This is a genomic window from Citrobacter sp. Marseille-Q3906 (genome assembly GCF_916618775.1).
In the GTDB taxonomy this organism is placed as follows: Bacteria; Pseudomonadota; Gammaproteobacteria; order Enterobacterales; family Enterobacteriaceae; genus Citrobacter; species Citrobacter murliniae.
Genome location: NZ_CAKAKA010000001.1, coordinates 345033 through 361487, shown reverse-complemented (window position 1 = coordinate 361487; position 16455 = coordinate 345033). Strand labels below are relative to the sequence as shown.

The following is a 16455-nucleotide window of genomic DNA, read 5'->3' as shown; positions in this document are numbered from 1 at the left end:
CGGCTTAACGCCTTATCCGGCCTACATCGGTATTGCCGGTTTGTAGGCCGGATAAGCGTAGCGCCATCAGGCACGTTCGCCCGCATTAAAATCCATTATTTCACCAGCCCAATTTTGTGGGTACAAACCATTCCTCACATCACGATGGAATGTTGAAAAAGGCCATGCCTGTACCTGCTTTACCCAACCGTGCTTCACCGGGTTAATGTAAATATAATCAACATGCTGGCGATAATCGTGCTCATCACGGATGGTGTGCTCCCAAAAGCGAGATTGCCAGATATGTCGTGCAGACAATGAGCGAGTGAAATGCTTCTTAATTTCCCGCCAGCGGGAGGAAAAATCCGCATCATTGCCAGGTAACGTCCATATGCAATGCATATGCTCTGGTAATACGACCCACGCATTGATCTGAAATGGCCTAGCCTTTTTAACCGTAGCGATTGCACACCGAAGCGCGTGAATGTTGGCTGTCAGAAGATAGCTTCGGCGGTCCTGCAAGTTCACAGTAAAAAACCAGGTGCCTCCATGGATGTAATTTCGTCGATAGTTGGACATGTTTCCCCCTTTCCTCAACCGTACGGAGAAAAGAGGGAATCGACAAGAAGGACGGATTCGTTCAGGAAAGCCGCTCGCAAATTACACGATGAATAATTTTTTGCAGTCCTGGAAGCTGTGCGCCACCAGGCACAACCTTCGCCGGATGCGGCTTAACGCCTTATCCGGCCTACATCGGTATTGCCGGTTTGTAGGCCTGATAAGCGTAGCGCCATCAGGCACAACCGTTTATTGGTTCTCGATTAACAGCGCTTCCAGCAAATCCAGATCGTGCAGTAGCTTCTGCAACGTTTCATTGCTGATCTCACGCGTAGCACGCAGATGGTACAGCTCCGCCCGCTCTGAACGCAGTGCCGCCAGACGGAAGCGCCGTTCCAGGTTCTCTTCCTGCATGGAGCTTTCTACATCGTTTCTCCCATCGGCACGTCTACGCAAATTACCAATAACGCGGGAGCTCACCTCAGTCAGCAACTGATTATCGATATTCTCTTCGGTATCCGCAGCCAAACGCTCTTCCATTTTCTGGATGGCGACAATCGCCACTTCGGCCGTCGCCGCACGGGCAATGCGCTCTTCTTTCAGTTGCTGAGAGTGATCGGCCACTTCGAGATGTTGCAGCAGAATTGGCAGCATCACCACGCCAACAAACAGCGAGAACAGAATGACGCCAGCAGCAAGAAATACTAATTCATAACGCGCCGGGAAGCCGCTACCATCCGGCAGCAGTAACGGAATAGAGAGCACACCAGCCAGTGTGATTGCACCACGCACGCCGGCAAAGGACGCGATCAGGATTTCACGCGTCGTCCAGGAGCCAAACTCCATCGGCTTCTTCTTCAGGAAGCGCATGCTGAATTTTTTCATCGTCCACAGCCAGCCAAAACGCACCAGCATCAGCGCGACATAAATCAGGACGATATCAGTAAACAACATCCAGGTTTCGACGTTTGGATCGGCTTCTGCCGCCACCAGCGACGATTCCAGGATTCCTGGCAACTGCAGCCCTAACAGCAGGAATACCATGCCGTTAAAGACAAACTCCAGCATTGCCCAGGTGCTGTTAGCACGTAAACGCATCGCCAGAGGCGCGCGCCGCATTACGCCAGAACGGGTAATCGTCATCCCGGCAGCGACCGCGGCAAGGATCCCGGATACGCCAATGTGTTCAGCAATTAGGTAAGAAGCAAACGGCAGCAGGAACAGCAGGACGATTTGCGTTGCTGGCTCATCACCGCCCCAGCGGCTGAGAAAACGCAGAGAGCGGCCGTACAACCAACTGACAACAAAACCGGCCAGGATACCGCCAATCGCTACCTTGAAGAACTCAACCGTCGCACCGCCGACGGTAAACACCATCGTACCCATCGCCACGGCGACGGCAAATTTCAGCGATACCAGGCCAGAAGCGTCGTTCATTAACGCTTCACCCTGCAGGATACCCATGATTTTCTTCGGTATACGCCCTTCACCGACAATGCCGGAAAGCGCGACGGCATCGGTTGGCGACAACACGGCAGCCAGTGCGAAAGCGGGGATCAGCGGAATCCCCGGCACCAGCCAGTAAATCATAAAACCAATCCCGATAACCGTGACCAGAACGAGCGCCAGCGCCAGGCCGAAGATCTCCCGACCGTGCTCGAGAAACTCACGCGTTGGCGTTTTCCAGCCGTCGGCAAACAGCAAAGGAGGGATGAACAGAACCAGAAACAGTTCGGGGTCGAACTCCACATGCAAACCAAACGTCGGCCATGCCAGCGAGGCGCCAATGGCGATCTGCATGAGAGGTAAAGGGACCTGAAAGGGCAATACGCGAGTTAATACCCCCGACAACGAGACCACAAGGGTCATGATAAGTATGGTGAAGAAGATTTCCATGCGTTCCCTGTTTGCGATGTTTCTTATGATATGTGACGAGAAGCGTCGTGCCTCAATTCTATCTACTTCAGAGTAACGCAAAAGACAACGAGATGTGTTCTGAAAATAAAAACGGGCGGCAAAAGCCACCCGTTTTCAGGATCATCAGCGTATCAGGATCAGATAGCCCAACCGCCTGCGTAGAAGACTACCAGCGCTACAGCAATCACCACGGTCCCAATGTTTAGCTTGCGCCATTCACCAGAAACGATACGACCAATAACCAGCGTGGCAAAGCCAATCATAATGCCGGTAACGATGTTACAGGTCAGCACGATGAACACGGCTGTCACCAGACCCGCCATCGCATCAACAAAGTCAGTGAAGTCGATTTTCGCCACATTGCTCAGCATCAACAGACCGACGTACATCAGTGCTGGAGCCGTTGCATAAGCAGGAACAAGATAAGAGAGCGGAGAGAGGAACAGGATCAGCAGGAATAAAACGCCGACGGTGATCGCCGTCAGACCAGTTTTACCGCCAGCCGCCGTACCTGCTGCGGATTCAATGTACACCGCCGCCGGTGCTGCGCCCACCAAACCGGAGAACACGCTGCTCAGGGAGTCGGTGGTTAACGCTTTGCCACCATCAATAATCTGCCCGTCTTTGTCCAGCAGATTCGCCTGCCCGGCCACGGCACGGATAGTACCCGTCGCATCGAAGACTGCAGTCATCACCAGCGCCAGCACGCTCGGCAGGACGACAGGGTTCAGTGCGCCCATAATATCCAGGCTACCAATCAGCGAATTACCTTCAGCATCGCTCAGAGAAGGCATAGCGAAAATACCGGAAAAGTGTACGGTGGGGTCGAAAATCAGGCCGACCACGGAAATACCAATAATGGTCAGTAAAATGCCGCCTGGTACTTTCAGTTTTTCAAGGCCAATAATCACCGCCAGACCAATCAGCGACATAATGACCGGGAAGGTATCGAAGTCACCCAGGGCAACCGGCAGACCATCCAGCGGATTCTTAATGACCAGACCAACACCGTTTGCCGCAATCAGCAGCAGGAACAGGCCGATACCAATACCGGTGCCGTGCGCAACACCTTGTGGCAGGTTGCGCAGGATCCAGCTACGAATACCGGTTGCAGAAATGATGGTAAACAGGACACCCATCAGGAACACCGCACCCAGCGCGACAGGCACGCTGATATGCTGTCCCAGAACCAGGCTGAATGCAGTAAATGCCGTTAACGAAATGGCGCAGCCAATAGCCAGCGGCAGGTTTGCCCACAGGCCCATCACAATCGAACCAACCCCTGCCACCAGACAGGTCGCCACAAATACAGCAGCAGGCGGGAACCCGGCTTTACCCAGCATTCCTGGAACCACGATAACAGAGTAGACCATCGCCAGGAACGTCGTTAATCCGGCAACGACTTCCTGACGGACGGTACTGCCACGGTGTGAAATTTTAAACCAGGCGTCGAGTGAGCCGCCGGTACGCGCTGAAGGCGTAGACATAGAAAACATCCCCTGAGAGTTTATTTTTTCGTCCTTATGCGTGATGGACAATCCACTGCCTGCTAAACGTTTTCTCCATGTGCCAGGTTTGCGTCAATAGGGGTGTCGCAAAAAAGCAAACGTTTAGCTCCGCGCATAAAAAAACGGGTGGTAAAAAAAAGCAAACGATTATCCAGCGATCATACGACGGTTTTCAACTGAACTTTGCCAGTTTTTACTCATTTCTTCTTATAACGTACAAGAAATAGACAGTCGATGCGCAAACGTTATCGTCAATGCGCAATCTGGCAACAAATTTCGCTGAGTTGTCGCAACAATCGTTTTGTTTTGGACGCAAAGTTACGCAGAAAAATTGGTGGAGTTGTGGGAAATTTTTAGGCGAAAAAACCGTCAATACACTGGCAAATACCCTGAGCTGGCTTACAATTAACTTATCAACACAAGCCGGAACCTCCCCTAATGTGCTCGACTGAGGGGTGTTGATGTCGGGGGAAACCCTCCCGTGAACCAGCGGGATAGAGTGAAAGACAAAGACCGGAACCAAACTAAAGCGCCCTCTGTGGCGCTTTAGTTTTATCCCCGTCATACTTCATGTTGTTTAGGGGATATGCCCATCGAATATTTCACATCAATCATCTTCCAGCAATCGCGCCCCTGTTCCCTGCTCACCAAGCTGATCGCCTGGGTTACGCAACGGACAATCGCTGCGCGACAAACAACCACAACCAATGCAGCCGTCCAGCTCATCTCGTAACGCCACCAGGGTATGAATGCGTCGATCCAGTTCCTCACGCCATTGCGACGAGAGTTGCTTCCACTCTTTCGCACTAAGCGAGTGCCCTTCTGGCAAGACACCGAACGCGTCGCCAATCGTCGCCAGCGGAATACCTATGCGCTGAGCAATCTTGATAATCGCGACATAGCGCAGCACATCACGTTTATATCGACGCTGATTGCCGCTATTGCGCATGCTACTGATTAAGCCTTTGCTTTCATAGAAATGCAAAGTTGATACCGCCACACCGCTACGTTTTGCGACTTCGCCAGGCGTTAGCAGAGCTTTTATGCGGGGTAATTTCTTTTCCATAAATCGCTTTACCTCAAGTTAACTTGAGGAATTATACTCGCCCACAGACAAAACGACGAATCGAACACTGAGCAAGAGGCAACTATATGTCCCATCAGCAAATTATTCAGACCCTTATTGAATGGATTGATGAACATATCGACCAACCGCTGAATATTGAGGTGGTCGCGAAAAAATCAGGCTATTCGAAGTGGTATTTACAGCGGATGTTCCGCACGGTGATGCGTCAGACGCTGGGCGACTATATCCGTCAGCGTCGACTTCTGCTGGCCGCTGTCGAGTTGCGTAACACCGAGCGGCCTATTTTTGATATCGCGATGGATCTGGGTTATGTATCGCAACAAACGTTCTCACGCGTGTTCCGCCGCGAGTTTGATCGTACTCCCAGCGACTACCGTCATCGCCTGTAAGATTATTGCCCGCTTTGCGACAGTATGGCGGGCGATCGCTGGAGCCAGTGCATGAATTCCTGTGGCGGCAACGCCTTCGCGAAGTACCATCCCTGACAGTATTGTACGCCGCGCTCCAGCAGCCACTTGATCTGCTCCGACGTTTCTACACCTTCTGCAATAGTTTTCAGATGTAAACTTTGCGCCATCTCGATGATATGTTCCGCAATCAGGTGGCTGGTGCTATTGGTGGCTAGCGTACTGATAAAAGATTTATCGATCTTCAGAATATCAACATTCAATGAAGACAGGTTATGCAGGTTGGAATACCCCGTACCAAAATCATCAAACGCGACTTCATAACCCGCCTGACGAAATGCCTGGATGACCGGGGTCATTTTATGCACATCAATAAATCCGCGTTCAGTCACCTCAACTTTAATCTGCTGCGCTTGCACCGAATACTCGCGTGTTTTATCGGCAATTAAGGCAATCAGTCGGGATGAATGAAAATCAGAAGCGGAAAGGTTTATTGAGATATAAAGCTGAGGGTGCGCCGATAAAAAATAGCCCAGATCGTTGAACACTTCTTCCACCACGTAATCCGTGATCTTCTCTATCATTCCCTCTTTTTCTGCCAGCGGAATAAATTCTGTCGGACTCATTACTTCACCTTTTCCGCCAGGCCAGCGCAGCAAAGCTTCGGCCCCGACGCATTTACCATTTTTGATATCAATGATTGGCTGGTAATGCAGACAAAGCTGACGTTTTTTGATCGCGCGTTTTAACAGGCGGCGGGGAGAGTAGTATTGCTGACGCGTACGCCACCACATTAACAGTATCAGAATGCTGCTAATTGCCCCGAAGGGAAGTGTTAACGCAGCTTCATGATAGAAATTTTGAATTACGCGATCGCCTGTCGTCGACACAATAATCGCAATTGGCCGCTTTTCAGAACGAACGATGGTATAGAAGCGATTACCTTGCTGGAACGTAGAGGCTGCGCCGCGCACCAACGGCAATAATTGCGCAACGTTTACCCCTTCACTTGCAGAGAAGAAGGAATCCGTAACCGTATCATATACTCCCCAGGCCAGACCTGGATCGTCTGACATTACCTCGCTGTAAGATAATGGATTGATAACGACAACGTAGTTTCCCCTTTGCATATACGTCATTCTGTAGCCGGAGAAAAAAGGCGTATCGCGATAGTAATAGATGGAGATGTCCGGTGTACGCTTATAGTCAGCGGTCGGCATAATATACGAGGCAGGGGGTACTAACGATGTAGAGCACAAAAAACGATCAGCCTGCGCATAAATTAGCTCACTGATATATAAGCGACCGCGAATAATATTCAGCATGCTTTTCTGATGTTCAGGGGTACACATCTTCCCTTGATACAGTTGGGCCATATCGCGAGCTAAATCAGCCTGCTGGATCACCAGTTCCGTTTTATTTAACACCAGTTGAGCAAAAGAGCGGAGTTGATTGCGGGTTTCGGACATTGCCCTCAAGTGAGCAAACCATAACGCCAGTACCACGGGGAGCATTACCACCATGAACGTTCCGAGGAGCCTCAGCGTCTTGCGTCGCGCACTGTGAGTCATGTCAGCCCTATTTCCCTGTATCGTATATGCCAGTACCCATCAAGGCAGGATGCTATAAACACCAGCTAGCTAAGTTGCATGAATCTATCAGTATTAGCAACAGACTTCTCTATGTAAAAGTCTGATATTAGTTGATGATGATATTATTTTTCCGTAAGCCAAACTTAGAGTTTAGCTTATTCAGGAACAACATTATCCAGAAGTCGTAATGTTTTATGGGCGTAATACTGGCTGCATAAAAAAAAACACATTAAAAAATTTAAAGATTAATTTAGGATAAAGATAACAGGCAGTATGAATGCATCTTATATTGTGAATACTTTATTATCTGCTCGCTCTCAATATAACCACAACTTTACCATGGCTATAAGCCGACAAAAATAGCGCTCAACACTGGTGAACAAACGAGCATATGTGATATAGTTCACAAAAATCATGTAACAGAAACAACGTTTCATTCATGTAAATGCCCGTCGATAGCCAGAGAGCCACACCCCCTGTGAATCCCCCCGCGCTGTCCTGGGCATCAGATTTTCTGAGGACATTTTTCATGGCAACAATAACAACTGGCGTGGTTCTTCTGCGGTGGCAACTGCTCAGCGCGGTGCTCATGTTTTTAGCCAGTATGCTCAATATTCGGTTTCGTAAATCAGATTATATTGGCCTGGCTGTCATCAGCAGCGGTTTAGGGGTTGTTTTTGCCTGCTGGTTTGCGACCGGATTACTTGGTATCACTCTGGTGGATGTCTCTGCTATCTGGAAGAACATCGAATCTGTAATGGTGGAAGTAATGAGCCATACACCGCCTGACTGGCCGATGGTACTGACCTGACCCCAATGAGCCTCCTGCATGGAGGCTTTTTATTACCCACAAAATCAGTCAATTATTCTCTCTCTTGTACAAATTCCTCCGCCAACATTGAAATGATAACCATTCTCATATTAACATGCCGCCGTGATGATTAACTGTTGAAACTATCGGCCATGTCTAATCCTGCTCAGTGCGCCCCTCTCTCGTTTGAATCGTTGTACCGTGCGCATCACGGTTGGTTAACCCACTGGCTGACGCGAAAATTACAATCAGCATTCGATGCCGATGATGTCGCTCAGGATACTTTTCTACGTGTTATCAATGGTGAGTCACTCGCCGCCATTCGCGATCCAAAATCATTTTTATGCACCATCGCTAAGCGGGTAATGATCGACCTGTTCCGCCGTAATGCACTGGAAAGAGCGTATCTGGAGATGCTCGCACAGTTACCCGAAGCGCTGGCACCTTCTGCAGAAGAAAAGCAGTCTCATCTTGAAACGTTACAACTTGTTGACCAGATGCTGGACGGACTGAGCACCAAAGCCAGATATGCCTTCCTGCTTTCTCAACTCGATGGTCTTACTTATAGCGATATCGCGCAGCGACTGAGCGTATCGGTAAGCTCGGTGAAAAAGTACGTCGCTAAAGCCACTGAGCACTGCCTGCTGTTCCGTCTGGAGCACGACCTGTGAAAACAACACTTACCGATTCCCGTCGCCAGGCATTACGTTCAGCCTCTCACTGGTACGCTGTACTGACCGGTGAACGTGTCAGCCCTCAGCAGGAAGCCCGCTGGCAACAATGGTATGAACAGGACAAAGATCACCAGTGGGCATGGCAGCAGGTTGAAAATCTGCGTTGCCAGATGAACAGCGTACCAGGAAACCTTGCCAGTCGGACGTTGAATGATACCCGCCTGACTCGTCGCCATGTGCTGAAAGGCTTGCTGATCCTCGCCTGTGCAGGAAGCGGCTGGTCGCTCTGGCACTCAGAAACAGGGGAAGGGTTACGCGCGGATTACCGGACCGCGAAAGGGCAAATCCAGCGACAAAAACTGCAAGATGGCACTCTACTTTCACTGAATACCGACAGCGCAGTAAACGTAAAATTTGACGATCAGCAACGCCTGGTACGCCTGTGGTACGGTGAAATTGCAATTACCACCGGGAAAGATGATCTACAGCGCCCCTTCCGTGTACAGACGCGTCAGGGGCAACTCACCGCACTGGGTACAGAATTTACTGTTACCCAACTGAGCGATGAAACGCACCTTAGCGTCCATCAGCACGCGGTTGAAGTGCGTCTTGCCAGCGAGCCCCACCAAATACGGGTGATCCAGCAGGGTGAAATGCTGGTTTTCAGCGCATCACAATTTGGTCATGTACAGCCGCTTAATAACGAATCAGCGAGTTGGACGCAAGGTGTGCTCAGCTTCAGCGACAAACCACTGGAAGACGTTATTACCACTCTCTCTCGCTATCGCCCCGGCATTCTGCGCTGCGATCCTGCCATCGCCGGATTACGTCTGACAGGAACTTTTCCATTAGGAAATACTGATGCAGTGCTGAATGCGATAGCCAAAACACTCCCCGTTAAAATTCAGTTTGTTACCCGCTATTGGGTCACTCTCAGCCCCATCAGTTAAACGATAACGAAAAAAATTATCATTTCCATTATCCCTTTTCCTCTGGTCGTTCGACTTTATTAATGAAAATACAAAATAATATGATGGAGACGTGATGGCCTTTCATAACACAGCATCTCTGGGGATGTGGATTCGTTTAAGCCTGCTCCCGCTCGCCGGGCTGGCTTCGCTCCCTGCAATCGCGACACAATTTAATATTGCCGCAGGGGATTTAGACAAAGCGCTGAACCAGTACGCTACGCGCAGCGGTATTATTCTGTCGGTTGATGCCTCGCTGACGCGCGGCAAACACAGCGATGGTCTGCAAGGGGACTTTAATCTCGACGAGGGTCTGCATGCGCTATTAAAAGGCAGTGGCCTGCAGGAGAAATCGCTCGGAGATAACACCTGGACGCTGGAACCCGCCCCCGTTGCGACTGAAGACTCATTGACTGTGGTCGGCGACTGGCTGGGCGATGCCCGTGAAAACGACGTCTTTGAACATGCCGGAGCACGTGACGTTATCCGCCGCGATGATTTTATCAAAACCGGTGCAACGACAATGCGCGAAGCGCTTAACCGTATTCCTGGCGTCAACGCCCCAGAAAATAACGGTACCGGTAGCCACGATCTGGCAATGAACTTCGGCATTCGCGGCCTCAACCCACGCCTGGCAAGCCGTTCAACGGTGCTTATGGACGGCATCCCCGTTCCGTTTGCCCCCTACGGTCAACCACAACTCTCGCTAGCACCGGTCTCTCTGGGCAATATGGATGCCATTGATGTGGTTCGCGGCGGCGGCGCGGTGCGCTATGGACCGCAAAGTGTCGGCGGCGTAGTGAACTTCGTCACCCGCGCGATCCCACAAGACTTCGGTATTGAAGCCGGGACGGAGGGGCAACTGAGTCCAACCTCATCACAAAATAATCCGAAAGAAACGCACAATCTGATGATTGGCGGCACGGCAGATAACGGCTTCGGCTCCGCTCTGCTCTATTCCGGCACCCGTGGTAGTGACTGGCGTGAACACAGCGCCACCCGTATCGACGATATCATGCTAAAAAGCAAATATTCGCCGAACGAAGTCCACTCATTCAATAGCCTTTTGCAATACTACGATGGTGAAGCCGACATGCCTGGTGGACTGTCTCGCGCCGACTATGACGCCGACCGCTGGCAATCCACCCGTCCATATGATCGCTTCTGGGGCCGCAGAAAACTGGCCAGCCTCGGGTACCAGTTCCAGCCGGACAGCCAACATAAATTCAATATCCAGGGCTTTTATACACAAACCCTGCGTAGCGGTTTTCTGGATCAGGGAAAAAACCTCACGCTTTCGCCACGTTACTACTGGGTTCGCGGCATTGAACCACGCTACAGCCAGAGCTTTATGATCGGCTCTTCCGCGCATGAAGTCGGTGTAGGTTATCGCTATGTCAACGAATCAACGCATGAGATGCGCTATTTCAGCGCAGCAGCGAGCGGGCAGTTACCTTCAACATCCAGCCCACACGATCGTGATACCCGCTCCGGTACTGAAGCGCATGCCTGGTATCTGGATGACAGAATTGATATCGGCAACTGGACCATTACGCCAGGTATGCGTTTTGAGCATATCGAGTCGTATCAGAACAACAACATCAAAAAAACACATCAGGAAGTGAGCTATAACGCTCCGCTTCCGGCATTGAACGTTCTCTATCATCTTACAGACAGCTGGAATCTCTATGCCAACACAGAAGGCTCATTCGGCACCGTACAGTACAGCCAAATTGGCAAGGCTGTGGAAAGCGGCAACGTGGAACCGGAAAAAGCGCGAACCTGGGAGCTCGGAACCCGATACGACGGCGGGGCGTTAACGGCGGAAATGGGGTTGTTCCTGATTAACTTTAATAATCAGTACGACTCTAACCAAACCAATGACACCGTTACCGCACGCGGCAAAACGCGCCATACCGGCCTGGAAACTCAGGCTCGTTACGATCTCGGCAGCCTGACGCCCACGTTCGATAACGTATCCATCTATGCAAACTACGCCTATGTAAACGCCGAAATTCGTGAAAAAGGCGATACCTACGGCAACCAGGTTCCTTTCTCGCCGAAACATAAAGGCACGCTCGGTGTGGATTACAAGCCGGGTAGCTGGACCTTCAACCTGAACAGCGATTTCCAGTCCAGCCAGTTTGCAGATAATGCAAACACTGAGAAAGAGAGCGCAGACGGCAGCACCGGACGGATCCCCGGCTATATGCTGTGGGGAGCTCGCGTGGCGTATGACTTCGGCCCACAGATGGCAGACCTGAATCTGGCATTCGGTGTGAAGAACATTTTCGACCATGAGTACTACACCCGCTCGTATGACGATAACAACAAAGGTATCTACACCGGACAGCCCCGCACGCTGTACCTGCAAGGCTCGCTGAAGTTCTGATAAGGGTTCTTTTTCCGAGAGCGACGTATACCCCAAATAATTCGAGTTGCTTGTAGGCGGCAACAGAGCGAAGCCCCTGGAGCTTACACAAGTAAGTGACTGGGGTGAGTAAGGGCAGCCAACACCCAAGCAGCTTGAAGAATGACGGGTATAAACACTTATCTGGCCTGCAGGTACACCAATGCAGGCCAGAAAACACCGCGCTATCCGGCACCGGGAGTACATATGTTGGCATGTTTTCGTTTTCTATTTGCAGGTCTGATGCTGGTAGCCAGCCACACCTTTGCCGCCACGGTTCAGGATGAACATGGCTCTTTTACACTCGACAAAACACCACAGCGGATTGTGGTGCTGGAACTGTCGTTTGCCGATGCGCTGGCCGCGGTGGAGATAAGTCCGGTGGGGATTGCCGATGATGGTGATGCGGGCCGCATTCTTCCGGAGGTTCGCGCGCATCTAAAACCCTGGCAATCTGTCGGTACGCGCGCCCAGCCAAGTCTGGAGGCTATCAGCGCCCTGAAGCCAGACCTGATTATTGCCGACAGCCACCGCCACGCGGGCATCTATAGTGCATTACAGCAGATCGCCCCGGTTCTGTTGCTTAAATCCCGCAACGAAACCTACGCAGAAAATCTGCAATCAGCCGCAATTATCGGGAATATTGTCGGTAAGAAAGAGCAGATGACCGCACGACTGGAACAACATCGCCAGAAGATGGCTCAATGGGCCGAACTTCTCCCGCAAGGGGCCAGCGTGGTATTTGGAACCTCTCGCGAACAGCAGTTCAATCTGCACTCCAGCGAGACCTATACCGGGGGCGTATTAACGGCTCTTGGCCTGAACGTCCCCCCAGCAATCGCAGGTGCGCCCATCCCCTCGATAGGCCTTGAACAACTCCTGGCGATCAATCCGTCATGGCTGCTGGTGGCACACTATCGCGAGGAAAGTATCGTTAAACGCTGGCAACAGGACTCATTGTGGCAAATGCTTGATGCGGTGAAAAAACAGCAAATTGCCGCCGTTGACAGTAATGCCTGGGCCAGAATGCGCGGCATTTTTGCTGCCGAGCGCATTGCCAGCGATACGGTAAAGGTCTTTCAGCACCAGTCAGTTGACGATATGAAATGACTTACCCTAAACATCCAGCACTGTTGTGGGGTATTCCCGCTGCGGCGCTTATCGCTATTTTCTGGCTGAGTCTGTTTTGCTACTCAGCCATCCCTGTTTCCGGTATGGATGCTTTAGGCGCGTTGATCCCCGGCCATACGCTGACGCTCCCGCAAACGCTGGTCCACAATCTCCGCTTACCCAGAAGCCTGGTCGCGATTCTGGTGGGAGCAAGCCTGGCGCTAGCCGGATCGCTACTGCAAACCCTGACCCATAACCCACTGGCCTCGCCTTCCCTGCTCAGTATCAACAGCGGTGCCGCGCTGGCAATGGCGCTCACCAGCGCCCTCAATCCCACGCCAGTGGCAGGATATCCACTTGCCATCGTCGCAACCTGTGGTGGTGGTATAAGTTGGATGCTGGTCATGATCGCCGGAGGCGGTTTTCGTCATACACAGGAGCGAAACCGGCTGATCCTCGCCGGGATCGCGCTTTCCGCCTTTTGTATGGCATTCACCCGGATCACGCTACTGCTGGCTGAAGATCATACCTGGGGCATTTTTTACTGGCTGGCTGGCGGTGTGTCACATGTTCGCTGGCAGGATTTCTGGCATCTGTTCCCGATTGTGGCGATAGCAGCGCCGGCGATCCTGCTGCTGGCAACCCAGCTTAACTTGCTGAATATAGGGGATAGTACCGCCCACACGTTGGGAGTAAATCTGCCGAAATTGCGATTTACCATCAATATTCTGGTACTGGCGTTAGTCGGTGCCTGCGTCAGCGTGGCGGGCCCCGTGGCATTTGTCGGTCTGCTGATGCCACATCTGGCACGATTCTGGATTGGGTACGATCAGCGCAAGGTTCTGCCTATGAGCATGTTGTTGGGTGCTACGTTCATGCTGCTGGCTGACGTTTTGGCCCGCGCCCTGGCCTTTCCTGGTGATTTACCTGCCGGTGCAGTGCTGGCGCTCATCGGCGCACCGTGTTTTGTCTGGCTGGTCAGGAGGCGCGGATGAGAACCTCCCTGGTGATGTTGATTGCGCTGGCTCTGCTGGTATTCGCCTCGCTGTCGCTACAGATGGGGATGATCCCTGTTCCCTGGCGAGCACTGCTGACTGACTGGCGTCCCGACAGCACACACTATTACGTGTTGATGGAATACCGTCTACCAAGACTGATTCTGGCGATATTCGTTGGTGCCGCGTTAGCGGTTTCTGGCGTGCTGGTACAAGGCATTGTACGCAACCCGCTGGCCTCACCGGACATTCTCGGCGTCAACCATGCGGCCAGTCTTGCGGCAGTGAGTGGATTGCTGCTACTGCCCTCGCTGCCAGCAATTTTTCTGCCGCTACTGGCATTTGGCGGCGGTATTGCAGCGTTGTTGCTGCTACGCATACTGGCCGATACCACGCAGCCAATGCGGCTGGCGTTAACAGGCGTGGCGCTTTCCGCCTGCTGGGCGAGCATGACGGATTACCTGATGCTTTCACATCCGCAAGATGTAAACAGTGCTTTGTTGTGGCTCACCGGAAGTTTGTGGGGGCGCGACTGGACGTTTGTAAAAATCGCGGTGCCATTGCTGGCGGTATTTCTTCCCCTTAGCCTGCGTTTTTGCCGCGACCTCGACCTGCTGGCACTGGGCGATGCGAGCGCGGCGACGCTTGGCGTGGCCGTTCCGCGCGTAAAATTTTGCGGGCTAATGCTGGCGGTGGCGATGGCCGCAACCGGAGTAGCCGTTTGTGGACCAATCAGTTTTATTGGTCTGGTGGTGCCACACATGGTGCGCAAAATGACCGGCGGTCGCCATCGCTGGCTGCTGCCAGTTTCCGCGCTAACTGGCGCTTTGCTGTTGCTGGTCGCCGATCTGCTGGCGCGAATTATCCATCCCCCGCTGGAGCTTCCGGCAGGGATACTGACAGCCATCATCGGCGCACCATGTTTTGTCTGGCTGCTTGTGAGAATGCGTTAAATGAAATTACATACCGAAAATCTGACCGTCAACTATGGTACTCGCCAGGTTCTGGACGGACTTACGCTCGCACTGCCGTCAGGGAAAATTACCGCACTACTGGGACCAAACGGCTGCGGAAAATCAACTCTGTTGAACTGCTTTTCGCGTCTGCTCATCCCAACATCGGGTACCGTGATGCTCGACGACCAGCCGATTGATAGCCTGTCATCACGCCAGTTAGCCCAACGTCTGGCGCTGCTACCCCAACATCACCTTACTCCTGAGGGGATCACCGTCCGGGAGTTGGTGAGTTACGGTCGCAGCCCCTGGCTTTCCTTATGGGGACGACTTTCTATGGGGGATCATTCCCGGGTCAACGTTGCAATGGAGAAAACGCAGATGCATGCTCTGGCAGACAGACGTTTAACCGAGCTGTCTGGCGGTCAGCGCCAGCGAGCATTTCTGGCCATGATGCTGGCGCAGGACACTCCTGTCGTGTTGCTTGATGAGCCGACGACCTGGCTGGATATTAATCATCAGGTCGAACTAATGCGGTTGATGGACGAGCTCAAGGCGCAGGGAAAAACGGTAGTGACGGTACTGCACGATCTGAATCAGGCGAGCCGCTATTGCGATCACCTCGTCGTGCTGGCAAATGGTCGCGTGACGGCGCAGGGAACACCAGAAGCGGTAATGCAGCCGGAAATGCTAAAAAGAGTGTTTAGCGTGGAAGCAGAGATCCACCCGGAGCCAATATCAGGAAGGCCGATGTGCGTGGTGGTGTAATACTTTCAAGGGCAGAGATTTGGGATGCAATCGAGCCGGACATTTAACGTTTCCCGAAACAAAAAAGGCCCTTTACGGGCCTTTTTAGCAGAATGCTTAGAACGGGATGTCGTCGTCAAAGTCCATCGGCGGTTCGTTAGACGGTGCTGCCGGAGCTGACTGCTGCGGACGAGACTGAGCACCGCCGCTAAACTGATTGCCACCCTGCGGCTGTTGAGGCTGACCCCAACCACCCTGCTGACCACCACCCGCGTTACCACCAGCAGGAGCGCCACCACCCTGACGGCCACCCAGCATTTGCATGGTGCCGCCTACGTTTACAACCACTTCAGTGGTGTACTTTTCTACGCCAGACTGATCGGTCCATTTGCGGGTACGCAGCTGACCTTCGATGTAGACCTGAGAACCTTTACGCAGATATTCGCTGGCAACTTCTGCCAATTTGCCAAACAGCACAACGCGGTGCCATTCAGTCTGCTCTTTCATCTCACCGGTCGCTTTATCACGCCAGGATTCGGAAGTAGCCAGCGTAATGTTGGCAACTGCGCCACCATTCGGCATATAGCGTACTTCCGGGTCCTGGCCCAGATTACCGACGAGAATCACCTTGTTTACGCCTCTGCTGGCCATGATCGTGTCTCCTGAAAAACGTTTCTTAATAAGTGTAAGCGCGGGATTGTAGCATTTCCAATAGCGCTTTTACTACGTTGGGAGGTCG

At 52.2% G+C, this 16455-nt stretch carries 15 protein-coding genes; 9 read left to right on the top strand and 6 right to left on the bottom strand.

Features of this window, described 5'->3' with window-relative positions; all coding sequences use genetic code 11:
* Positions 1-66 precede the first annotated feature (66 nt).
* The 4 genes from LG384_RS01665 to soxR form a co-directional block, all read right to left on the bottom strand.
* Complete coding sequence (locus tag LG384_RS01665) at positions 67-558, bottom strand: transposase (protein ID WP_225760368.1); 492 nt, start codon at positions 556-558, stop codon at positions 67-69.
* 228 nt (positions 559-786) lie between these two features.
* Positions 787-2433: a Na+/H+ antiporter gene (locus LG384_RS01660; protein WP_045438610.1), complete on the bottom strand. Its 1647-nt coding sequence runs from the start codon at positions 2431-2433 to the stop codon at positions 787-789.
* Between the two features lie 158 nt (positions 2434-2591).
* Positions 2592-3941: a guanine/hypoxanthine transporter GhxP gene (gene ghxP, locus LG384_RS01655; protein WP_045438606.1), complete on the bottom strand. Its 1350-nt coding sequence runs from the start codon at positions 3939-3941 to the stop codon at positions 2592-2594.
* Positions 3942-4569: 628 nt separating this feature from the next.
* Positions 4570-5028: a redox-sensitive transcriptional activator SoxR gene (gene soxR / locus LG384_RS01650; protein ID WP_045438603.1), complete on the bottom strand. Its 459-nt coding sequence runs from the start codon at positions 5026-5028 to the stop codon at positions 4570-4572.
* 86 nt (positions 5029-5114) lie between these two features.
* Between soxR and soxS the strand changes: the two genes are divergently transcribed.
* Positions 5115-5438, top strand: a complete 324-nt coding sequence (gene soxS / locus LG384_RS01645; protein ID WP_045438598.1) for a superoxide response transcriptional regulator SoxS — start codon at positions 5115-5117, stop codon at positions 5436-5438.
* A gap of 2 nt (positions 5439-5440) precedes the next feature.
* Here soxS and LG384_RS01640 read toward each other — a convergent pair whose 3' ends face one another.
* On the bottom strand, positions 5441-7027 hold the full coding sequence (locus LG384_RS01640) for an EAL domain-containing protein (protein ID WP_048222417.1): 1587 nt from the start codon (positions 7025-7027) through the stop codon (positions 5441-5443).
* 550 nt (positions 7028-7577) lie between these two features.
* Between LG384_RS01640 and LG384_RS01635 the strand changes: the two genes are divergently transcribed.
* The 8 genes from LG384_RS01635 to fecE all read left to right on the top strand — a co-directional run bounded on the left by LG384_RS01635 (position 7578) and on the right by fecE (position 15737).
* Complete coding sequence (locus tag LG384_RS01635) at positions 7578-7859, top strand: YjcB family protein (RefSeq protein ID WP_045438590.1); 282 nt, start codon at positions 7578-7580, stop codon at positions 7857-7859.
* A gap of 152 nt (positions 7860-8011) precedes the next feature.
* Positions 8012-8530 carry a ferric citrate uptake sigma factor FecI gene (gene fecI / locus LG384_RS01630; protein WP_045438588.1) on the top strand — a complete coding sequence of 173 codons (519 nt, stop codon included), beginning with the start codon at positions 8012-8014 and terminating at the stop codon, positions 8528-8530.
* Positions 8527-9483 carry a ferric citrate uptake sigma factor regulator FecR gene (fecR, locus tag LG384_RS01625; protein ID WP_225760367.1) on the top strand — a complete coding sequence of 319 codons (957 nt, stop codon included), beginning with the start codon at positions 8527-8529 and terminating at the stop codon, positions 9481-9483. The genes fecI and fecR overlap by 4 nt, the downstream gene beginning before the upstream one ends.
* Positions 9484-9577: 94 nt before the next feature.
* Positions 9578-11893: a TonB-dependent Fe(3+) dicitrate receptor FecA gene (fecA, locus tag LG384_RS01620; protein ID WP_045438582.1), complete on the top strand. Its 2316-nt coding sequence runs from the start codon at positions 9578-9580 to the stop codon at positions 11891-11893.
* A 225-nt stretch (positions 11894-12118) separates the two neighbouring features.
* Positions 12119-13021 (top strand): Fe(3+) dicitrate ABC transporter substrate-binding protein FecB, encoded by a 903-nt coding sequence (locus LG384_RS01615; protein ID WP_225760489.1) that lies wholly within the window; start codon positions 12119-12121, stop codon positions 13019-13021.
* The gene (gene fecC, locus LG384_RS01610) at positions 13018-14016 is read left to right on the top strand and encodes an iron-dicitrate ABC transporter permease FecC (RefSeq protein WP_048222431.1); all 999 of its coding nucleotides are present in this window, start codon (positions 13018-13020) and stop codon (positions 14014-14016) included. Before LG384_RS01615 ends, fecC begins: the two co-directional genes overlap by 4 nt.
* Positions 14013-14969: a Fe(3+) dicitrate ABC transporter permease subunit FecD gene (gene fecD, locus LG384_RS01605; protein WP_225760366.1), complete on the top strand. Its 957-nt coding sequence runs from the start codon at positions 14013-14015 to the stop codon at positions 14967-14969. The genes fecC and fecD overlap by 4 nt, the downstream gene beginning before the upstream one ends.
* The gene (gene fecE, locus LG384_RS01600; protein ID WP_200012925.1) at positions 14970-15737 is read left to right on the top strand and encodes a Fe(3+) dicitrate ABC transporter ATP-binding protein FecE; all 768 of its coding nucleotides are present in this window, start codon (positions 14970-14972) and stop codon (positions 15735-15737) included. It abuts the gene before it with no gap.
* A gap of 96 nt (positions 15738-15833) precedes the next feature.
* Here the strand turns inward: fecE and ssb1 are convergent, their stop codons facing one another.
* Entirely contained in the window at positions 15834-16367 is a 534-nt protein-coding gene (ssb1, locus tag LG384_RS01595; RefSeq protein ID WP_045438572.1) for a single-stranded DNA-binding protein SSB1, read from the bottom strand.
* Positions 16368-16455: the final 88 nt, after the last annotated feature.